At 70.4% G+C, this 20635-nt stretch carries 16 protein-coding genes; 10 read left to right on the top strand and 6 right to left on the bottom strand.

Going from position 1 to position 20635, the window contains the following annotated elements; genetic code table 11:
• Positions 1–26: 26 nt before the first annotated feature.
• Together sucB and lpdA are read right to left on the bottom strand one after the other, a co-directional pair.
• Positions 27–1787, bottom strand: a complete 1761-nt coding sequence (gene sucB / locus H629_RS0103575) for a 2-oxoglutarate dehydrogenase, E2 component, dihydrolipoamide succinyltransferase (protein ID WP_024355981.1) — start codon at positions 1785–1787, stop codon at positions 27–29.
• Between the two features lie 43 nt (positions 1788–1830).
• A complete protein-coding gene (lpdA, locus tag H629_RS0103570; protein ID WP_024355980.1) occupies positions 1831–3204 on the bottom strand; it encodes a dihydrolipoyl dehydrogenase in 1374 nt (457 codons plus the stop codon).
• Between the two features lie 183 nt (positions 3205–3387).
• Here lpdA and H629_RS0103565 point away from each other — a divergent pair, with 183 nt between their 5' ends.
• Together H629_RS0103565 and H629_RS0103560 are read left to right on the top strand one after the other, a co-directional pair.
• Complete coding sequence (locus H629_RS0103565) at positions 3388–4356, top strand: proteasome assembly chaperone family protein (protein WP_024355979.1); 969 nt, start codon at positions 3388–3390, stop codon at positions 4354–4356.
• 182 nt (positions 4357–4538) lie between these two features.
• The gene (locus tag H629_RS0103560; protein WP_024355978.1) at positions 4539–5834 is read left to right on the top strand and encodes an RNA polymerase sigma factor; all 1296 of its coding nucleotides are present in this window, start codon (positions 4539–4541) and stop codon (positions 5832–5834) included.
• A 79-nt stretch (positions 5835–5913) separates the two neighbouring features.
• Here H629_RS0103560 and H629_RS0103555 read toward each other — a convergent pair whose 3' ends face one another.
• Entirely contained in the window at positions 5914–6135 is a 222-nt protein-coding gene (locus H629_RS0103555) for a DUF7455 domain-containing protein (protein WP_024355977.1), read from the bottom strand.
• Between the two features lie 200 nt (positions 6136–6335).
• On the opposite strand from H629_RS0103555, the gene H629_RS0103550 reads away from it, so the two are divergent.
• Together H629_RS0103550 and H629_RS0103545 are read left to right on the top strand one after the other, a co-directional pair.
• Entirely contained in the window at positions 6336–8471 is a 2136-nt protein-coding gene (locus H629_RS0103550; RefSeq protein WP_024355976.1) for a DNA gyrase/topoisomerase IV subunit B, read from the top strand.
• A gap of 235 nt (positions 8472–8706) precedes the next feature.
• A complete protein-coding gene (locus H629_RS0103545; protein WP_024355975.1) occupies positions 8707–9588 on the top strand; it encodes an EamA family transporter in 882 nt (293 codons plus the stop codon).
• A gap of 3 nt (positions 9589–9591) precedes the next feature.
• Here H629_RS0103545 and H629_RS0103540 read toward each other — a convergent pair whose 3' ends face one another.
• Positions 9592–12045 carry a DNA gyrase/topoisomerase IV subunit A gene (locus H629_RS0103540; protein WP_024355974.1) on the bottom strand — a complete coding sequence of 818 codons (2454 nt, stop codon included), beginning with the start codon at positions 12043–12045 and terminating at the stop codon, positions 9592–9594.
• 10 nt (positions 12046–12055) lie between these two features.
• Here H629_RS0103540 and H629_RS0103535 point away from each other — a divergent pair, with 10 nt between their 5' ends.
• Positions 12056–13297 carry an alkaline phosphatase family protein gene (locus H629_RS0103535; protein WP_051137795.1) on the top strand — a complete coding sequence of 414 codons (1242 nt, stop codon included), beginning with the start codon at positions 12056–12058 and terminating at the stop codon, positions 13295–13297.
• On the opposite strand, the gene sepH is transcribed toward H629_RS0103535, so the two are convergent.
• A complete protein-coding gene (sepH, locus tag H629_RS0103530) occupies positions 13294–14484 on the bottom strand; it encodes a septation protein SepH (RefSeq protein ID WP_024355972.1) in 1191 nt (396 codons plus the stop codon). The two genes, H629_RS0103535 and sepH, sit on opposite strands and share 4 nt — an antisense overlap.
• Positions 14485–14708: 224 nt before the next feature.
• On the opposite strand from sepH, the gene H629_RS0103525 reads away from it, so the two are divergent.
• Positions 14709–14999: a DUF4193 family protein gene (locus H629_RS0103525; RefSeq protein ID WP_017882531.1), complete on the top strand. Its 291-nt coding sequence runs from the start codon at positions 14709–14711 to the stop codon at positions 14997–14999.
• 144 nt (positions 15000–15143) lie between these two features.
• Here the strand turns inward: H629_RS0103525 and H629_RS0103520 are convergent, their stop codons facing one another.
• Positions 15144–15614 carry a DUF3093 domain-containing protein gene (locus H629_RS0103520; protein ID WP_024355971.1) on the bottom strand — a complete coding sequence of 157 codons (471 nt, stop codon included), beginning with the start codon at positions 15612–15614 and terminating at the stop codon, positions 15144–15146.
• A gap of 100 nt (positions 15615–15714) precedes the next feature.
• Here H629_RS0103520 and dut point away from each other — a divergent pair, with 100 nt between their 5' ends.
• The 4 genes from dut (at position 15715) to acnA (ending at position 20498) form a co-directional block, all read left to right on the top strand.
• A complete protein-coding gene (dut, locus tag H629_RS0103515) occupies positions 15715–16152 on the top strand; it encodes a dUTP diphosphatase (RefSeq protein WP_024355970.1) in 438 nt (145 codons plus the stop codon).
• Positions 16153–16217: 65 nt separating this feature from the next.
• A complete protein-coding gene (locus H629_RS0103510) occupies positions 16218–16883 on the top strand; it encodes a DUF3710 domain-containing protein (RefSeq protein ID WP_024355969.1) in 666 nt (221 codons plus the stop codon).
• The gene (locus tag H629_RS0103505; protein ID WP_024355968.1) at positions 16880–17656 is read left to right on the top strand and encodes a DUF3159 domain-containing protein; all 777 of its coding nucleotides are present in this window, start codon (positions 16880–16882) and stop codon (positions 17654–17656) included. Before H629_RS0103510 ends, H629_RS0103505 begins: the two co-directional genes overlap by 4 nt.
• Positions 17657–17810: 154 nt before the next feature.
• Complete coding sequence (gene acnA / locus H629_RS0103500) at positions 17811–20498, top strand: aconitate hydratase AcnA (RefSeq protein ID WP_024355967.1); 2688 nt, start codon at positions 17811–17813, stop codon at positions 20496–20498.
• Positions 20499–20635 lie beyond the last annotated feature (137 nt).

Below are 20635 nucleotides of genomic sequence, written 5' to 3'. Positions count from 1 at the left end.
GCGGCCCACGCGGGTTCCGATGCGGATCAGAAGCCGAGGTTGCCCTCGAAATCGCCCGCCTCGAGACGCTGCTTCACCTGCGTGAGGAAGCGCGCGGCGTCGGCCCCGTCGACGATGCGGTGATCGTAGGAGAGCGCCAGGTACACCGTGGAGCGCACCGCGATCGAGTCGCCCTCCGGGCCCGAGATCACGACGGGCTTCTTCACGACCGCGCCGGTGCCGAGGATCGCGGACTGCGGCAGGAACACGAGCGGGGTGTCGAAGAGCGCCCCGCGCGAGCCGGTGTTGGTGAGGGTGAAGGTGCCGCCGCTCAGCTCGTCGGGAGTGAGCTTGTTGTCGCGGGTGCGCTCGGCGAGATCCGCGATCTCGCCCGAGATCTGCGCGAGGTTCTTCTCACCCGCGGCGCGCAGCACCGGGGTGAGCAGACCCCGCTCGGTGTCGACCGCGATGCTGATGTTCTCGGTGTCGGGGTAGACGATCGAGTCGCCGTCGACGGTCGCGTTGATGATCGGGTAGGTGCGCAGGGCCTCGGCCGCGGCCAGGGCGAAGAACGGCAGGAAGGACAGCTTCGAGCCGGTCTTCTGGAGGAACTCGTCCTTCTTCGCCTGGCGCAGACGCGCGACGCGGGTGACATCGACCTCGACCACCGTGGTGAGCTGCGCGGTGCCCTGCAGCGACGCGACGGCGCGCTCCGAGATCACCTTGCGCAGGCGGCTCATCTTCTGGGTGGTGCCGCGCAGCTCCGAAACCTCGACCGCGGGAGCGGCAGCCGCAGCGGGCGCCGAGCCCTTCGACGTCTCGGCCGCGGCCAGCACGTCTTCCTTGCGGATCCGGCCGCCGACGCCCGTGCCGGAGACCTTCGAGAGGTCGACACCGGTCTCGTGGGCGAGCTTACGCACGATCGGCGTCACGTAGCCGGAGGAGGGCGCCGCCTGCGCCGGATCAGCAGCAGCGGGCTGCTGAGCCGCCGGCGCGGCCTGTGCCGGAGCGGGCTGTGCCGGCGCAGCGGGGGGAGCTGCGGGTGCGGCCTCGGGCTGCACAGTCTCGGCGGCGGGCGCGGGCGCCTCTGCTGCCGCGGGCTGCTCGGCCGCAGGGGCCGCCGGTGCGGGCTCGGGGGTCGCAGCGGACTCCGGCTGGGCCGGGGCCGCCGGAGCGGCCGCACCGCTGCCGACGCGGGCGAGCACGCCGCCGACCTCGACGGTGTCGTCCTCCTGCACCACGATCTCCTGCAGCACTCCGGCGATCGGCGACGGCACCTCTGTGTCGACCTTGTCGGTCGACACCTCGAGCAGGGGCTCGTCGACCTCGACGGTGTCGCCGACGCTCTTCAGCCAGCGCGTGACCGTGCCCTCGGTGATGCTCTCACCGAGGGAGGGCAGCACGATGTCCTGCGCATCCGCGGACGCGGCTGCGGCCGGCGCTTCCTGGGGAGCCGCGGGCTCTGCGGGAGCGGACGCCTGCGGCTCGGCAGCGGGCTGCGCGGAAGCCTCGGCCTGAGGGGCTGCGGGAGTCTCCGCTGCGGGGGCCTCGCTCGGAGCGGAGGCTCCGCTGCCGTCGCCGACGCGTGCGAGCACGGCGCCGACCTCGGCGGTCTCGTCCTCCTGCACCAGGATCTCCTCGACCACGCCCGAGACGGGGGAGGGGATCTCGGTGTCGACCTTGTCGGTCGACACCTCGAGCAGGGGCTCGTCGACCTCGACGGTGTCGCCGACGTTCTTCAGCCAGCGGGTCACCGTGCCCTCGGTCACGCTCTCGCCCAGTGCGGGGAGGACCACCGATTCACTCATCGTGCTTATCTCCGTTTCGTTCGTAAAAGTCTGTCGGCCGCGCTCAGATGGCGTGCAGCGGCTTGCCCGCGAGCTTCAGCATGGTCTCGCCGATGGTCTCGTTCTGGGTCGGGTGGCCGTGGATGAAGGGGGCGACATCCTCGGGGTATGCCTCCCAGTTCACGATGAGCTGCGCCTCGCCGACCAGTTCGCCCACGCGGGCGCCGATCATGTGCACGCCCACCACGGGGCCGTCCTTGACGCGCACGGCCTTCACCGTGCCGGCGGTGCCCAGGATCGAGCTCTTGGCGTTGCCGGCGAGGTTGTACTCGTAGCTGCTCACATTCTCGGCGCCGAACTGCTCCTTCGCCTTGGCCTCCGTGAGGCCGACGGACGCGATCTCGGGGTCGCAGTAGGTGACCTTCGGGATGTTGACGTCCTGCACGACGACCGGGGCGAGGCCCGCGATCTCCTCGGCGACGAAGATGCCCTGCTGGTAGCCGCGATGCGCGAGCTGCAGGCCGGGAACGATGTCGCCGACGGCGTAGACCCCCGGCACGTTCGTGGCGAGCCGCTCGTCGGTGAGCACGAAGCCGCGATCCATCGAGACGCCGACCTCTTCGAAACCGAGACCCTGGGTGGCGGGGCCGCGGCCGACCGCGACGAGCAGGTAGTCGGCGGCCAGCTCGGTGCCGTCCTCGAGCGAGACCGAGACGCCGTTCGCGTCCTGCGAGACCGACTTGAAGCGCACGCCGATCTTGAAGTCGATCCCGCGCTTGCGGAAGGCGCGCTCGAGTTGCTTCGAGACGGACTCCTCTTCGTTGGGCACAAGGTGGGGGAGGCCCTCGACGATGGTGACCTCCGAACCGAAGGAGCGCCAGACGCTCGCGAACTCGACGCCGATGACGCCGCCGCCGAGGATCACCACGCGCTTCGGGATCTCCTGCAGTTCGAGCGCCTGCTCGCTGGTGATGACGCGGCCGCCGATCTCGAGGCCGGGCAGCGAGCGCGAGTACGAGCCGGTGGCGAGCACCACGTGCTTGCCGATGATGCGGTCTTCGCCGACCTGCACCGTGGTCGGGGAGACCAGACGGCCCTCGCCGGCGATGACGGTGATGCCGTTCGCCTTGAGCAGGCCCTGCAGGCCCTTGAACTTGCCCGCGACGAGATTCTCGCGGAAGCGGGTGACACCGGCGATATCGACGCCGGAGACGCTGGAGAGCACGCCGTAGGCCTCTCCCTCGCGCGCTACGTCGGCGATCTCGGCCGAGTGGAGCAGCGCCTTGGTGGGCACGCAGCCGCGGTGCAGACAGGTGCCGCCGAGCTTGTCCTTCTCGATGACGGCGGCGCTGAAGCCGAGCTGCGTCGCGCGGATGGCGGCTGCGTAGCCGGCGCTTCCGCCGCCCAGGACGACGATGTCAAACTGCTGATCGGCCAAGTGGGATCTCCCTCGGGGTGTTCGCAATGTGTCTCGGCGGCCCGGGATGGTGTCGGGCGCACTGTGTCCAGCCTACACCCGGCGCTGTGCCGAACGCCGGGCGCCTTGCCTGCCGCGAGCGGGTTCGCTCTGGGCGTGACGGCGAACGGGCGCGCCGGCCGCCCGCCTTCGTAGGATGGAGGCGTGACCGATTCGATCTTCTCCGCAGATTACGCCGAGCGACGCGCGCGGGTGCCGCGCGGCCTGCCGCTCGTCGTCGCCATGCAGGGGCTGACCGATGCCGGCGGCGCGATCTCGCAGCTCGAGGAGTACCTCTGGAACCGCTACGAGCCGGAGGAGCTGCTGCGTTTCAACGCCGACCTGCTGCTCGACTACCGCGCACGCCGCCCGGTCATCACCTTCGACGAGGATCACCTGGTCGACTACTCTCCCGAGGAACTGATGCTCAGCCTCGTGCATGACGAGCTCGGCAAGCCCTTCCTCCTGCTGAGCGGCTACGAGCCAGACTTCCGCTGGGAGCAGTTCATCGATACGGTGCTGCTGCTCGTGCACGACTTCGAGGTCTCGATCACGGTGTGGTCGCATGCGCTTCCCATGCCGGTGCCGCACACGCGGCCCATCTCGATGACGGTCAGCGGATCGCGAGACGATCTCATCGAGGAGCGCTCGGTGTGGCGCCCGACCACCCGCCTGTCCGCGTCGGCTGCTCACGTGCTGGAGTACCGTCTGCACAGTCTCGGCGAGGAGGTGGTGGGCTTCGCGCTGCTGATCCCGCACTACCTCGCGAACACCGAATACCCCGAGGCGCTCTACGCGGCCCTCGACGGCATCATGGCCGCGACGGGGCTGATCCTGTCGACCGATTCCGTGCGCGATGCCTCGCGCCGATTCATGACCCAGGTGGACGAGCAGATCTCAGGCAATCAGGAGTCGCTTGAGATGGTCCGCACCCTCGAGGAGCGCTACGACGCCTATATGGAGGATCAGACCATCCGCTCGCCGCTCATCGGCGAGGACGGCATGATCCCGACCGCGGAGCAGCTGGCGAGCGAGCTCGAGCGTTTCCTCGCCGAGCGCCAGCCGGGATCCGATCTGGACGACGGCTCAGATGCGGGCGCTGACGGCGAGAACGGGGCCGGCGGCGGCCGCTGACGCTGCTCAGGCGGCGGTCAGACGGGCCGCGCGCGGCGTGCAATAATAGAGGCCGTAGCCCATTCAATCCGGCGTTCTCCCGTTCTCGGGAATACGACGGGCTTGACATGGGTTTTCATGCTGTGAGCACTCGTCGATGCCATCGACGGCTCCGGCGAGACACCAGACAGAGAGGCGGCTGCGTGGCAACTGCATCCACGACCAGGACTCGTGCAACGTCCGCGAAGGCGGCGAAGAAGGATTCCGAGGCGACCGAGCAGGTCGCGGCGGAGGAGGCCGTCGAGGCCGCGGCACCGAAGAAGGCGCCGGCGGCGAAGAAGGCCCCCGCCGCCAAGAAGGCTGCGCCGAAGAAGACCGCTGCGGCCGCCAAGAAGCCGGCCGGGCGTCGCGCGAGCAAGAAGGACGACCTGCTCGACGAGGTCGACGCCGAGGTCGAAGAGGAGACCGCAGAGGCCGCCGAGGAGGAGAAGCCCGCCCCCGTGGTGACCGAACCGCTCCCCACCGGTGCGATCGTGCTCAAGGCCTCCGACGAGGAGGACGTACCGACCGTCACCACTGCGATCCCCGGTGCGACCGCGGATCCCGTGAAGGACTACCTCAAGCAGATCGGCAAGGTCGCTCTGCTGAACGCCGCAGAGGAGGTCGAGCTCGCGATGCGTATCGAGGCCGGCCTGTTCGCGGAGGAGAAGCTCGCCACCGAGAAGGGTCTCTCGAAGAAGCTCACCCGTGAGCTCAAGTGGGTCGCCCGCGACGGCCAGCGCGCGAAGAGCCACCTGCTCGGCGCGAACCTGCGCCTCGTCGTCTCGCTCGCGAAGCGCTACACGGGCCGCGGCATGCAGTTCCTGGATCTCATCCAGGAGGGCAACCTCGGGCTCATCCGCGCGGTGGAGAAGTTCGACTACACCAAGGGTTTCAAGTTCTCGACGTACGCGACCTGGTGGATCCGCCAGGCCATCACGCGCGCTATGGCCGACCAGGCCCGCACCATCCGCATCCCGGTGCACATGGTCGAGGTCATCAACAAGCTCGCCCGCGTGCAGCGTCAGATGCTGCAGGATCTCGGCCGGGAGCCCACTCCCGAGGAGCTGAGCCGCGAGCTCGACATGACGCCCGAGAAGGTCGTCGAGGTGCAGAAGTACGGCCGCGAGCCCATCTCGCTGCACACGCCGCTGGGTGAAGACGGCGACAGCGAGTTCGGCGACCTCATCGAGGACACCGAGGCCGTCGTCCCCGCCGATGCGGTGGGCTTCACGATGCTCCAGCAGCAGCTCGAGCAGCTCCTCGACTCGCTCTCGGAGCGCGAGGCCGGCGTGATCCGCATGCGCTTCGGCCTCGGCGACGGTATGCCGAAGACGCTTGATCAGATCGGCGACACCTTCGGCGTGACTCGCGAGCGCATCCGCCAGATCGAGTCGAAGACGATGGCGAAGCTGCGTCACCCCTCGCGGTCGCAGCAGCTGCGGGACTACCTGGAGTAGGCCGCGAGCCAGCGCACGAACGAAGCGCCGCCCCTCGAATCACTTCGAGGGGCGGCGCTGTTCCGTTCTGCGGGGAGGTTCAGGCCCCGAGACGGTGGCTCTCGTCGTGCCACACCTCGGCCATCGGGCGCAGCTTCGCCTCGTGCTTGTGGGCATGGTGGGCGCAGAACAGCAGCTCGCTGCCGCTGAGCATCACTCGCACATATGCCTGGGCTCCGCAGCTGTCGCAGCGGTCCAGAGCGCTGAGCGGGCGATCCGCCGCCTCGACCTCGGTCGCACGATCCTGCTCGAGTGTCGTCATGGCATCCTCCCGTTCGTCCGATCAATCGTTGCACCTCTATCCAAGCACGCCGCGGCGCTTTTCGCGCAGTCCGGAGCACGGGTTCGCTGTGCGCGTAGCCAACCGGTGGCCGGGATCCGCACTCGCCGGGCGATGAGAGCGCCGCTGTCTGCGGTCTGCCCTAGGGTGGATTCGTCCGTCGAGCAGAGGAGATCCCCACAGTGGCATCGGAGCGTTCAGCGACCGGGGCGGCGACGTCCACCTCAGCGGAGTCGAGCTACTCCGCCCGGCACCTCACCGTGCTCGAGGGCCTCGAAGCGGTGCGCAAGCGGCCGGGCATGTACATCGGCACGACCGACTCGCGCGGCCTCATGCACTGCCTCTGGGAGATCATCGACAACTCCGTCGACGAGGCGCTCGCCGGCCACGGCCGTGCGATCGGCATCACGCTCCACGAGGACGGCAGCGTGACCGTATCCGACGAGGGCCGCGGCGTGCCCGTCGACGTCGAGCCGAAGAGCGGCCTCTCGGGCGTCGAACTCGTCTTCACGAAGCTGCACGCCGGTGGCAAGTTCGGCGGCGGCGGCTACGCCTCCTCCGGCGGCCTGCACGGCGTCGGCGCATCGGTGGTGAACGCGCTCTCCTCGCGCCTCGACGTGGAGGTCGATCGCGGCGGCAAGACCTGGGCGATGTCGTTCCGGCACGGCGAGCCGGGCGTCTTCGACGGCGAGGGCCCGGACGCGCCGTTCACCGCGTTCGAGGACTCCTCGGAGCTGCGCGTCGTCGGCAAGGTGAAGAAGGGCGTCACCGGCACCCGAGTGCGCTACTGGGCCGATCCGCAGATCTTCCTCGCCACAGCCCGCTTCGAACCCGACGCGCTCGTCGCCCGGGCCCGCCAGACCGCGTTCCTCGTGCCGGGCCTCGCCATCGAGATCACCGACCGCCGCCCCGAGTCGCTCACCGAGGCCGGCGAACCGCCGGTGCACCGCTTCGAGTACGAGGGCGGCATCTCGGAGTTCGTCGACTTCCTCGCGGTCGACGCGCCCCTCACCGAGACCTGGCGGATCACCGATTCCGGCACCTTCACGGAGACCGTGCCGGTGATGGACGAGCAGACCGGGCACCTCGTGTCGCGCGAGGTCGAGCGCAACTGCGACGTCGACATCGCGCTGCGCTGGGGCACCGGCTACGACACCGAGGTGCAGACCTTCGTCAACATCATCTCGACGCCGAAGGGCGGCACGCACCTGAGCGGCTTCGAGCAGGGACTCACCCGCTTCTTCCGCAAGCAGATCGAGCAGAACGCCCGCAAGCTGAAGGCCGGCAGCGACCGGCCCGACAAGGACGACATCCTCACGGGTCTCACGGCCGTCGTGACCGTGCGCGTGCCCGAGCCCCAGTTCGAGGGCCAGACCAAGGAGGTGCTCGGCACCGCGGCCGTGCGCTCCATCGTCTCCCGTGCGATCGTCAAAGGCCTCGACGAACGCTACGCCTCGACTAAGCGCGATGACAAGACCCAGACGGGCGCCCTGCTCGAGAAGATGGTCTCCGAGATGAAGGCGCGCATCGCTCTGCGCGCCCAGCGCGACACCGCGCGCCGCAAGAGTTCGCTCGAGAGCTCCTCACTGCCGGCGAAGCTCATCGACTGCCGTTCGAAGAACGTGGCCGAGACCGAGCTGTTCATCGTCGAGGGCGACAGCGCGCTCGGCACTGCCCGCCCGGCCCGCGACAGCGAGTTCCAGGCGCTGCTGCCGATCCGCGGCAAGATCCTCAACGTGCAGAAGGCCTCCGTCGCCGAGATGCTGTCGAACGCCGAGTGCGGCGCCATCATCAAGGTCATCGGCGCGGGATCCGGCCGCGACTTCGACATCGAGTCGGCCCGCTACGGCAAGGTGATCCTCATGAGCGACGCCGACGTCGACGGCGCGCACATCCGCACGCTGCTGCTCACGCTGTTCTTCCGCTACATGCGACCGATGCTGGAGGCCGGCCGCGTCTACGCCGCGGTGCCGCCGCTGCACCGGGTGATCGTGCAGAACGCCGGCCGTAAGCCCAACGACGTCGTCTACACGTACAGCGAGCGCGAGCTCAACGGCCTGCTCGCCGACCTGCGGCGGCGCGGTAAGAAGTACCAGGAGCCCATCCAGCGCTACAAGGGCCTCGGCGAGATGGATGCGGATCAGCTCGCGGAGACCACGATGGACCGCTCGCAGCGCACGCTGCGCCGCGTCCGCGTGGAGGACGCGCAGGCGGCCTCCCGGGTCTTCGAGCTGCTGATGGGCAACGAGGTCGCCCCGCGCAAGGAGTTCATCGTGGAGAACGCCGACGACCTCGACCGCGAGCGCATCGACGCGTAGGGCGTGTCTGACACCGCACCGGCGCTGCGGCCTCCGACGCTGCGGGCGGTGGTCGGGCCCGCTGCTAGGCTGAAAGCGATAGCGCCTAGGGTTCCGGGGCCGCGGCGCGAGCGCGCGGCCCGCCTGGTCCGAGCGGCGCCACGTCGGGTTCCGTGATCCGGCGTCATCTGACAGGACAAAAGCCCGGAGGAACCTCGCCCGTCGCGCCGCTCGCGATCGGGCAGAAGGTTCTGCCGTGCCCCTTTCAGCCCTGCTCCTCGTGCTCGCCGCAGCGATCACGCACGCCGCGTGGAACATCATCGCGCACGGGTCGAGCCGTTCCGGCCTGCCGTTCCTCTGGTGGGGGTCCGTGGCCAGCGCGCTGCTCTGGGCCGTCGCAGTGCCGTTCACGGGCGGACTCGGCTCGGCCTCCGCGGGTGCCTTCCTGCTCGGGGTCGGGGTCTCGGGTGCGCTGCATGTGCTCTACATGCTCGTGCTGCAGCGCGGCTACGCGCGCGGCGAGCTGTCGACGGTCTACGCCACGGCGCGGGGCACGGCGCCCATCCTCACCGTACTGGTGGCCGTCGCACTGCTCGGCGAGCGTCCCGGGCCGGGCGCGCTCGTCGGCGTGGCGCTCGTGATCGGGGGCGTCGCGGCGTTCGGCATCGTCAGCCGGCCCGGCCCGGGGCTGCGACGGCGAGGGGTCGATCCCGGGCTCGGCTACGGGCTGCTGACGGGGGTCGCGATCGCCGCCTACACGGTGTGGGACGCTCGCGCGGTCTCCGGCATGGGCATCGCGCCCGTCGCGTTCATGGTGGGGTGCAGCCTCGCCGAGATCCCGTTCTTCACCGCGATGCTGCTGCTCGAACGGCGCGGGGGAGCGCTCGCGCGGCTGCGGGACGAGCTGCGCAGCAACGCGGTGCGCCTGCTCGCCTTCGGCGTGCTGTCGCCGCTCGCCTACGTGCTCGTGCTGACGGCGGTGACACTCGCGCCGGTGTCGCTCGTGGCGCCCGTGCGGGAGGTGAGCGTGGTGCTGGTCGGGCTCTACGGCGCGATCCGCCACCGGGAGAGCCGGCCGCTGCTGCGGCTGCTCGCGGCGGGGATCGTCGTGGCGGGCGTGCTGCTCGTCGCTCTCTGAGCGCTACGGCGCCTCGCCGACGTAGGCGGCTGCGCCGTCGATGGGCTGCCCGGAGCCGTCGCGCTTGCCGAGTTCGGTCGGCAGCTTGCGCGCCGCACCGTCTGCGGCGAGGGCGCGGGGTTCTCCGGTGCCGATCCAGGCGCAGGCGATCTGATCCTCCCACTTCAGGAAGCGCTGCGCCCGCACGCCACCGGTCGCGCGCCCCTTCGCGGGGAACTCGGACCACTCGGTCACCTTCGCCGTGGCGACGTCGGTGCCCGGCAGCGTGATCGAGCTGTCGGCGACGGTGACCACACGGGCCTCTGCGCCGTCGGGCACGGCTCCCGCGAACACGACCCGCGCCTCGGCGCCGAGGCGGATCCCGGCCATGCCGGCGGCCGGCCGGCCCTGGGGGCGCACCGAGGCGGCCGAGAAGCGCAGCAGTTGCGCGTCGCTCGTCACGACCGCGAATTCGCAGTCGTCGGGCGCGGCGAAGGCGCCGACGAGGCGGTCGCCCGCCTTCAACCCGATCACCTCGAACTCGGGCTTCGCCGGCAGATCGGTGAGCACCACGCGCTTCACCGTGCCCTGCTCCGTGAAGAGGCCCACGGGCGTTTCCACGTCGAGCGGCACGATGCCGGCGACGCGGAGCTTCTTGTCGGTGAGTCCCAGGTAGTCGGCGATCTTCACGCCGGCCGAGAACGCGATGGATGCGGCCGGCACGAGCGGCAGGTCGACGGGGGTGAAGCGGTGCAGGGTGCCGTCGGAGAGGATCGCGCCCAGCTCTCCCCGCACGGTGCCGTCGGCGCGCGACGCCACAGCACCGTGCTTCGTCGCGCGGGCGGCGGCGCGCGGCGACTCGGCGGCCTCGGGGTCGCGGTCGATGCGCAGCGCGCGGCCCGTCGCCGAGAGCAGCACCGTGCAGGGGGTGTCTGCCACCTCGAGCGAGGCCGCGGATGCGGAGGCTCGCGCGGGCCGGGCCACGGCGCCCGTGAGCACGGTGCGCCTCGGAGTGCCGAAGGCCTCTGCCGCCTGGTCGAGCTCGTGGGCGACGACGCCGCGAAGCTTCTCGTCGCTGCTCAGGATCTCGAGCAGCGCCTCGATCTCGGCACGCAGCTGGTCGCGCTCGGATTCGAGCTCGACCCTGGAGAATTTGGTGAGGCGGCGCAGGCGCAGCTCGAGAATGTACTCGGCCTGCGGCTCGGAGAGGTCGAACACCTGCATGAGCCTCGTGCGGGCCGTCTCGGCGTCGTCGCTCGTGCGGATGAGCTGGATGACCTCGTCGATGTCGAGGATCGCGATGAGCAGGCCCTCGACGAGGTGCAGCCGCTCGCGCCGCTTCTTCAGGCGGAACTCGCTGCGGCGCGTGATCACCGACACGCGGTGGTCGAGGAAGACGCGCAGCATCTCGCGCAGGCCGAGGGTCTGCGGCTGCCCCTTGACGAGGGCCACCGAGTTGATGCTGAAGGAGTCTTCGAGCGGGGTGTAGCGGTAGAGCTGTTCGAGCACGGCCTCCGGTGAGAAGCCGGTCTTGAGCGTGATGACGAGGCGCAGCCCGTTCTTGCGGTCGGTGAGGTCGGCCACGTCCGAGATGCCCGACAGCTTCTTCGCCTCGACGCCCTGCTTGATCTTCTCGATCACGCGCTCGGGGCCGACGAGGTAGGGCAGCTCGGTGACGATCAGGCCGGTGCGGCGCGGGCCGAGGGGTTCGACGGCCACCTTGGCGCGGGTGCGGAACGCGCCGCGCCCGGTGCGGTAGGCGTCTTTCACACCGTCGAGGCCGACGATGATGCCGCCGCCCGGCAGATCGGGGCCCGGGATGAACTCCATGAGCTCGTCGACGGTGGCCTCGGGGTGGTGGAGCAGGTGCTTGGCGCCGTCGACGACCTCGATGAGGTTGTGCGGGGCGAGGTTCGTGGCCATGCCGACGGCGATGCCGCTCGCGCCGTTCACCAGCAGGTTCGGCACGGCCGAGGGCAGCACCTCCGGCTGCATGATCTGGTTGTCGTAGTTGGGGACGAAGTCGACGACGTCCTCGTCGAGCGCATCGGTCATCGCGAGCGCCGCGCCGGCGAGGCGCGCCTCGGTGTAGCGCGATGCGGCGGGGCCGTCGTCGAGCGAGCCGAAGTTGCCGTGGCCGTCGACGAGCGGCAGCCGCATCGCGAAGCCCTGGGCGAGGCGCACGAGCGCGTCGTAGATGGAGGCGTCGCCGTGCGGGTGCAGCTTGCCCATGACCTCGCCCACGACGCGCGCCGACTTGACGTGGCCCTTCTCGGGGCGCAGGCCCATGTCCTGCATCATGAAGAGGATGCGCCGCTGCACGGGCTTGAGCCCGTCGCGGGCGTCGGGCAGGGCGCGCGAGTAGATCACCGAGTACGCGTACTCGAGGAACGATCCCTCCATCTCCTGCGAGATGTCGATGTCTTCGATGCGTTCCCCCGCGGTCTCGTGCGGGGCGTCACTTCGGGATTCCGTCATAATGGAGATCATGCTACCGACGACCGCCGACAACGGTGCGAGGCTGGCCGCGATTCTGCCAAGCGGTATCTCCGCGGTCGCCCTGGGGCTCGGCATCGACCCGCGGGCGGCGCTCGAAACTGCCCCGGGCGTGCCCATCCCCGATGCCGCTCGGCTGCCCGCGATCCGCTCCTTCGTGATGATCGTCATCGACGGCCTCGGCCACGCGAACCTGCAGGCGCGCAAGGGGCACGCCCCGGCGCTCGCCCGGCTGCCGAAGCGGCGCATCGAGACGGTCGCCCCCTCGACGACGGGGGCCGCGCTCACGACGCTCACCACCGGTCGCCTGCCCGGCGCGCACGGCCTCATCGGCTACCGGATCCGCCACCCCGAGCTCGGTCTCGTCACGACGCTCAAGGACTGGCAGGGCATCGAGGATCGGGCTGCCTGGCAGCGGGCGACGCCGCTGTTCGGCATCGCCCGCGCCATCGGGGCGCGGCCGGTCGCGATCGGGCGGCCCGCGCACGCCACGGGCGGCCTGACGGAAGCGATCCTCACCGGTGCTGAATACCTGCCGGGGCAGCGGATCGAGGATCGCTTCGCCGTCGCGTCGCAGCTGCTGCGCGGCGGCGACCCGATCGTCGCCTACCTCTACGTCGACGAGCTCGACAAGGCGGCGCACGAGCACGGCTGGCAGAGCGACGCTTGGGTGCGGTGGCTCGAACGCGTCGACGGCGAGCTCGATGCGTTCCTGCGCACGCTACCCGGCGACGTGGGGGTGGTCGTCACCGCCGATCACGGCATCGTCGATGTCGGCCCGCACCAGCAGGTGATGCTCGACGCCCATGCGGAGCTGTTCGCCGAGGTGGCCGAGGTCGGGGGAGAGCCCCGGTTCCGCTCGCTGTTCCTGCGCGACGGGGCGGATGCGGAAGCCGTGGCGCGCAGCTGGGCCGAGGCCGAGGGGTCGCGGGCCTGGATCGCGACGCGCGATGAAGCGGTCGCTTCCGGCTGCTTCGGCCCGGTGGTGCCCGAGGTCGCGCAGCGGATCGGCGACGTGGTGATCGCCGCGCGCAAGCAGGTGGCCTACTACAGCTCCGCCGACGATCCGCGCTCGCTCGAGATGGTAGGGCAGCACGGCTCGTTCAGCGAGGACGAGCGGGGCGTGCCGCTCGCGCTGGCGGGTGCGCTCGCTGGCAGCGGCTTCGCATCGGCCGTGGCCGCAGCGGAGCCGGCTGCGCTGTGCGCCGCCGAGGGAGCGTCGCGCGAACCCTAAGCGGGATCTTCGTCGCTGCGGGTGCCGAACAGGATGTCGTCCCAGCTCGGGATCGAAGCGCGCCCCTTGCGACCGCCGCGCTCGCCCTCGGACGACTCGCCCTTCCGGCTCGAGTCGGCCTTGCGGGCGGGCTCGTCCTTACGGGTGGGCTCGTCCTGCGCGACCGTGCGCTCGGGAGCGCTGGCCGCACCGGCGACGGCGCCCCAGATGCTGCGCGGGGGAGCCGGGGCAGGGTCGGGGTCCGCGGGCGGGGCCGGGGGGACCGGCTGCGCGGCGGGCTGCACCGGGGCCGGCAGTTCGAGGGGGGCCTCTGCGGCGCTGCGGCTGCGATCCCGCTCTCCCCGGCGCTTGCGCAGGGCGTCGAGCAGATCGGCGGTCTGGCTGAGATCCGAGTCCGCGGTCTCCGACTTGATGGCCCGCTGATCGATCTCGCGGCGGCGCTGGTACTCGGCGTTCGCGTCCGAAAGCGGCGCGGTGAGCTCCGATGTGGGCGCCGGATCTGCGGCGTCGCCGGACGGATCACCGCCGCCGTCCGCAGCCGGGTCCGCCTCGGACGACTCGTGGAACGCGCCGGAGTCGAATCGGGGCGAGGCCTCGGTGGCGTCGACGGCCCGCAGCTTCGGGATGAGCCGGTCGCCCACGTCGCCCTGCTTCGACAGGTTCACGGCGTCGGGGTTGACGGGGGAGAGCAGGCCCTTGCGGTGCTCGAAAGTCCAGACCGCGCGGTGGGCGACGTCGTGGGAGATGAACTCGAGGGCCACCATCCACCCCGTCTCCGGGTCGCGCCACGACGACCACTCGCTGGTGTCGCAGCCGAGACCGATGAGGCGCTCGGCGATGACCGCGCCGAAGCGCTGATCGCCGTCGTCGTCCGAGCCCGTGCGCACGGGCACCGCGTGGGCGCGCTCGAGCACATAGTTGCGCTCGGCGATGACCGGCTCCTCGTAGCGCTCGATGTCGGCCTCGTCGAGACCGGTCAGCTGCGCGACCTGTGAGCGGGTCTTCCCAGCCCGGATGAGGGCCTGGATCTCCCGGGGTCGCACGCGGGAGGTGTCGCGCTCCCGGCGGCCCAGATGGCGCATCTCGCTGAGCACGGCGTCGTCGACGACGAGCCGGAACTCCTCGCCGGCGTCGTTGGCAACGATCAGCGAGCGCTCTTCGCGTCGCACAAGGCGCAATTCGTCCATCGGCGCATCCCTTCGTGAGTCGCGACCCAGGCTGCCACAGAACCGTCGTTCCCCGGGGTATTGACGCGGCGCGTGCCCAAGAATGCTGCGCCTCGACTCCCCACCCGACTTCGCGTACAGAGAACTCCGAGCCGAAGAGTTTGCGCCGGACCGGGATCGTAGGGCAGACTATGGCCGCTCGAACGATGAGGTGCCGCTCCCGCGGCACGGGAATGCAGGAGAGAATGGCCACCGATTACGACGCCCCGCGCAAGTCCGAGGAAGAAGCCGAGTCGATCGAGGCTCTGAAGGAACGCGGACCCGCGAAGGGCGCCTCCGGCATCGACTCGGAGGATGCCGACAACCCGAGCTTCAACATCGGCGGCTCGGACCTGTCCGACGTCGAGCTCGACGTGGTCGTGCTGCCGCAGCAGGACGACGAATTCACCTGCGTGAGCTGCTTCCTGGTGCGCCACCGCTCGCAGATGGCCGAGGAGACCGATCTCGGGCCCGTCTGCGCGGAGTGCGCGGGCTGAGTTCTGTCGGCGATTCCGCGCACTCCGAGCCGGGGCCACTGCACCGGGGAGTGCGCGGACTGAGCGGTTCGGCTCGCTGAACTGAACTGAACCGCTCTGCTCGATGCGATGAGCGCCAGCGCTCCGCATCGAGCCCGCGGCGGCTCAGGCCTTCGCGGCCTGGATGGCCTCGGCGAGCTTCTGCGGGTGCCGCGTCGTGATGATCCAGAACGGCGCCGGATCCGCCGGGTCGACGTTCTCGATGCGCACGCCGCGGTGGATCCACCCCCGCACCACGAGGTAGCTGCGAGCGTCGACGCCGGGGCCGATGGCTGCGCGCATGCCCTCCGAGCCGAGCAGTTCGACGCGCCCGAGCTGCTGCACGGGGATCTCGGCCCGGCCGGCCGCCAGGCGCTGCCCCTGCACGGTGACGACGGGGCACATGAGGGTGATGGCGACGGCGACGATGAGGTAGGCCGCGATGCCCACGGGCAGAGCCAGCGACGAGTCGATGGGCGTGAGCACCAGCGCGACGGCGGGCACGAGCAGCAGCAGTGCGATGTAGAGGCCGATCCCCGGGAGGAGCCGCTCCCGGTAGACGCGGGCGGTGGGTTCTACGGCTGATCGACTCGTCATACCCCCATTATCCCCGCGTCGAGCGGCGAGGACGCCGAGTGCCGTCGCGGGGGCCTCCGGGGCTCACGGTGTTCCCGGTCCGATCCGGTAGCCTGTCCGGGTGACCGATGTCGTAGAGATTCCCATCCGAGCCGAGATCCCCCCGCGGTACGCGCACGCCGACGACGCCGGGGCCGACCTGTTCGCCTCCGAGCCGGTCGTGCTGCAGCCGGGGGAGCGCGCGCTGATCGGCACGGGCGTGGCCATCGCACTGCCCGAGGGGTATGCGGCCTTCGTAGTGCCCCGCAGCGGACTCGCCGCGAAGCACGGCATCACGGTCGTGAACTCGCCCGGCACCGTCGATGCGGGGTATCGCGGCGAGATCAAGGTGACCCTGCTCAACACGGATCGGTCCGAGCCGTTCCGGGTGGAGGCCGGCGACCGGATCGCGCAGCTGATCGTGACGCCGGTGTCTCGCGCGGTCTTCGTGCCCGTGGCGCAGCTGACCGAGAGCGTGCGCGGCGAGTCGGGTTTCGGGTCGACGGGAGTGCGGGGCTGAGCCCGCACCCGCACAATCAGACGAAGAGCCCGGCAGGCCGGGCGCGAACAAGGAGTGTTCCGAGGATGAGCGAAGAACGACAGGCCGATGAGGTCGAGCTGAGGGAGCCGCAGGCTCCGCAGATCGATGATGCGAAGTCGGCGCCGGAGGATCGGGCCGAGGCCGGCCCCTTCGACGCGAGCGAGGTGCCCGCGATGCGTCCGTACGTGGACCTGGGCGGCATCAAGGTGGCGCCGCGCGAGGGTCTGCAACTGCGTCTCGAGGTCGACGAGCGCGCGAACCGCGTGGTGGCGGTGTCGCTCGACTACGCCGAGTCGCTGCTGCAGGTGCAGGCGTTCGCGGCCCCGAAGACCACGGGGCTGTGGCACGGTGTGCGCGCCGAGTTGGCGCAGCAGATGGCCGGCCAGGGTGCTGCGCTCGTCGAGGAGGAGGGCCCGCTCGGCGCCGAGCTCGTCGCCCAGACCGCCGTTCCCGCCGAGCAGGGCGGCGGTACGCGCATTGCGCGCTTCATCGCCGTGGACGGCCCGCGCTGGATGCTGCGCGGCGTCATCATGGGCAAGGCCGCCGTCGACGTGGCGACCCGCGAGCGTGTGATCGATCTGTTCCGCGAGCTGGTCGTCGTGCGCGGCGAGCAGCCGATGCCGCCGAGCGAGCTGCTGCCGTTGCGCGTGCCCGCAGGGGTGCAGGCACAGCGCCAGGGCCCCGCTGCCGGCGGGACTCAGCAGGCGTGAGCGCCCGGCCCGCAGGCGCGCCTGACGACGACGGAGTCGATTCGGCGCCCGGGCCCGAGGGGCGCGCTCCGGGTGCCCGCGGGGGCCTGGGGGGTGTCGTCGAGGCCGGTCTGCACGGCGAGGGCGTGTCCGCTCGGGGCGTGCTCGACGCGATCGGCGGTTGGCGCGGGATCGCGGAGACCCTGGTGCCGGCCACCCTCTACCTCGGGGTGTACGTCGCCACTCGCGACGCTCGCGTGTCGGCGATCGCGCCGCTGGCGCTCGCACTGCTCGCCTTCGGCTGGCGGCTCATCCGGCGGGAGCCGGTGCAGGCGGCGCTGTCGGGGTTCATCGGCGTGCTCGTCTGCGTGGGGGTCACGATGTTCACCGGCCGCGGCGAGGACTACTACCTTCCCGGGTTCTGGATCAACGCGGCGTGGATCGTGGCGCACACGGTCTCACTGCTCGTGGGCTGGCCGCTCATCGGCCTGCTGCTCGGCTTCCTCCGCGGCTCGCTCACCCAGTGGCGGCGGATCCCCGTGCTGCGGCGCGCCGCGAGCCTCTGCACGGTGTTCTGGATCGCGGCCTTCGGCGCGCGTCTCGCCGTGCAGCTGCCGCTCTACTTCGCCGCGCAGGGCGGGGACGCGGCGGCGGTGGACGCTCTGGGACTCGCCCGACTGCTCATGGGCGTGCCGCTGTTCGCGCTCGCGGCGATCATGACCTGGCTCGTGCTGAGCCGGGTGTCGGCGTCGCTGGGCGAGTCGCCGAGCGCACCGGCATCATCTGATGATTAGGCGTCCGAAACCGTTGCGAAAGCAGGGGAGGCGGCTCCGGTAGAGTGATCGGAGCGCGCCCGCAGTGGGTGTAGAATTATCTCGACATCGAGATATCTTGCCTGCGGGCAGGGCGCCGGATGCGGCGCCTCGGGACATGAGTGGAGGAACTGCAATGGCAGCGGTCAACAGCTTCGGAGCGAAGGGCACCCTCGCCGTCGGCGAGCAGGAGTACGAGATCTTCCGGATCGATCAGGTGCCGGGTCACGAGCGCCTGCCCTACAGCCTCAAGGTGCTGCTCGAGAACCTCCTGCGCACCGAGGACGGTGCGAACGTCACCCGCGAGCACATCGAGGCGCTCGGCGGCTGGGATCCCTCCGCGGAACCCGACACCGAGATCCAGTTCACGCCCGCCCGCGTGATCATGCAGGACTTCACCGGCGTGCCCTGCGTCGTCGACCTCGCCACCATGCGCGAGGCCGTCGTCGACCTCGGCGGCAGCCCCGACAAGATCAACCCCCTCGCGCCCGCCGAGATGGTCATCGACCACTCGGTCATCTCCGATGTCTACGGCACCCCCGGCGCCGCCGCGCGCAACGTCGAGATCGAGTACCAGCGCAACGGCGAGCGGTACCAGTTCCTCCGCTGGGGCCAGGGCGCCTTCGACGAGTTCAAGGTCGTCCCACCGGGGACCGGCATCGTGCACCAGGTCAACATCGAGTACCTCGCGCGCGTCACCTTCACCCGCACCGTCGACGGCGTGCTGCGCGCGTACCCCGACACCTGCGTCGGCACCGACTCGCACACCACCATGCAGAACGGTCTCGGCATCCTGGGCTGGGGCGTGGGCGGCATCGAGGCCGAGGCCGCAATGCTCGGCCAGCCCATCTCGATGCTCATCCCGCGCGTCGTCGGCTTCAAGCTGTCGGGCCAGATCCCCGCGGGCGTGACCGCCACCGATGTGGTGCTCACCATCACCCAGATGCTGCGCAAGCACGGCGTCGTGGGCAAGTTCGTCGAGTTCTACGGCGAGGGCGTCGGCTCCGTGCCGCTCGCCAACCGCGCCACCATCGGCAACATGAGCCCCGAGTTCGGCTCGACCGCGGCCATGTTCCCCGTCGATGACGTCACCCTCGACTACATGCGCCTCACCGGCCGCAGCGAAGAGCAGATCGACCTGGTGCGCGCCTACACGCAGGCGCAGGGCATGTGGCACGATCCGGCCCGCGAGCCCCAGTTCAGCGAGTACCTCGAGCTCGACCTCAGCACCGTGGTGTCGTCGATCGCGGGCCCGAAGCGCCCCCAGGATCGCATCGAGCTCAGCCACGCGAAGAGCCAGTTCGAGACCGACCTGAAGAACTACGCCCAGGCCGCGAACCCGGCCAAGGTGAAGGATGAGGCCGGCAACGAGTTCGAGCTCGACCACGGCGCGGTCACCCTCGCCTCGATCACCTCCTGCACCAACACCTCGAACCCCTCCGTGATGCTCGCGGCCGGCGTGCTCGCCCGCAACGCCGTCGCCAAGGGCCTCAAGGCCAAGCCGTGGGTGAAGACCACCCTCGCACCCGGATCGAAGGTCGTCACCGACTACTACGAGAAGTCGGGCCTGAAGCACGACCTCGAAGCGCTCGGCTTCTACACCGTCGGCTACGGCTGCGTCACCTGCATCGGCAACTCGGGTCCGCTGAACGAGGAGATCTCGCAGGCGGTCAACGACAACGACCTCGCCGTGACCGCGGTGCTCTCGGGCAACCGCAACTTCGAGGGTCGCATCAACCCCGACATCAAGATGAACTACCTCGCGAGCCCGCCGCTCGTCATCGCGTACTCGCTCGCCGGCACCATGGACTTCGACTTCGAGAACCAGCCCCTGGGCGAAGACGCCGAGGGCAACGACGTCTACCTGCGCGACATCTGGCCCGACCCCGTCGAGGTGCAGCAGATCGCCGACGCCTCGATCGGCTCCGAGATGTTCGTCGAGAAGTACGCGACGGTCTTCGACGGCGACGAGCACTGGACGTCCCTCCCGACCCCCGACGGCAACACCTTCGCCTGGGACGAGAAGTCGACCTACGTCCGCAAGGCGCCCTACTTCGACGGCATGCAGCGCGATCCGGAGCCCGTCAGCGACATCTCGGGCGCGCGCGTGCTGCTGAAGCTCGGCGACTCCGTCACCACCGACCACATCAGCCCCGCCGGCAGCTTCAAGGCCGAGACGCCCGCCGGCCAGTACCTGGTCGCCAACGGCATCGCTCCGAAGGACTTCAACACCTACGGCTCGCGCCGAGGCAACCACGAGGTCATGATCCGCGGCACCTTCGCGAACATCCGAATCCGCAACCAGCTGCTCGCCGCCGAGAACAACGGCGCCGGGGTCGAGGGCGGCTTCACCCGCGACTTCACCCAGGAGGGCGCCCCCCAGGCCTACGTCTACGACGCCTGCCAGAACTACCAGGCCGCGGGCGTGCCGCTCGTCGTGCTCGGCGGCAAGGAGTACGGCTCGGGATCGTCGCGCGACTGGGCTGCGAAGGGCACCCGCCTGCTCGGCGTGAAGGCCGTCATCACCGAGAGCTTCGAGCGCATCCACCGCTCGAACCTGATCGGCATGGGCGTGCTGCCGCTGCAGTTCCCGCAGGGCCAGAGCGCCGACAGCCTCGGGCTCGACGGCACCGAGACCTTCGATATCAGCGGCGTCGAGCAGCTGAACGAGGGCATCACCCCGAAGACGGTCGCCGTCACCGCCACCAAGGAAGACGGCTCGCAGATCGCATTCGACGCGATCGTGCGCATCGACACCCCCGGTGAGGCCGACTACTACCGCAACGGCGGCATCCTGCAGTACGTGCTGCGCTCGCTCGTCTGAGCCGACACCGGCTGAGCTGATACCGTCCGAGCTTCGCTCGGCCGGCTGAGCCAGCACCGCACAGAAGCCCGCACCGCCCCGAGCCCTCGGCTCGCAGGGGCGGGGCGGGCTTCCGTCATGGTGGGGCGCGGTAGACT

Source organism: Leucobacter chironomi DSM 19883, from assembly GCF_000421845.1.
In the GTDB taxonomy this organism is placed as follows: Bacteria; Actinomycetota; Actinomycetes; order Actinomycetales; family Microbacteriaceae; genus Leucobacter; species Leucobacter chironomi.
Note: the sequence above shows the minus strand (reverse complement) of the source record. Positions and strands in the feature narration are given on the sequence as shown.

Excerpts from the sequence above, each read along its gene's own strand:
- sucB (WP_024355981.1), bottom strand. The coding sequence starts at position 1,787 with ATGAGTGAATCGGTGGTCCTCCCCGCACTGGGCGAGAGCGTGACCGAG.
- H629_RS0103555 (WP_024355977.1), bottom strand. The coding sequence starts at position 6,135 with ATGACGACACTCGAGCAGGATCGTGCGACCGAGGTCGAGGCGGCGGAT.
- H629_RS0103540 (WP_024355974.1), bottom strand. The coding sequence starts at position 12,045 with ATGACGGAATCCCGAAGTGACGCCCCGCACGAGACCGCGGGGGAACGC.
- H629_RS0103535 (WP_051137795.1), top strand. The coding sequence starts at position 12,056 with ATGCTACCGACGACCGCCGACAACGGTGCGAGGCTGGCCGCGATTCTG.
- sepH (WP_024355972.1), bottom strand. The coding sequence starts at position 14,484 with ATGGACGAATTGCGCCTTGTGCGACGCGAAGAGCGCTCGCTGATCGTT.
- H629_RS0103525 (WP_017882531.1), top strand. The coding sequence starts at position 14,709 with ATGGCCACCGATTACGACGCCCCGCGCAAGTCCGAGGAAGAAGCCGAG.
- H629_RS0103520 (WP_024355971.1), bottom strand. The coding sequence starts at position 15,614 with ATGACGAGTCGATCAGCCGTAGAACCCACCGCCCGCGTCTACCGGGAG.
- H629_RS0103510 (WP_024355969.1), top strand. The coding sequence starts at position 16,218 with ATGAGCGAAGAACGACAGGCCGATGAGGTCGAGCTGAGGGAGCCGCAG.
- acnA (WP_024355967.1), top strand. The coding sequence starts at position 17,811 with ATGGCAGCGGTCAACAGCTTCGGAGCGAAGGGCACCCTCGCCGTCGGC.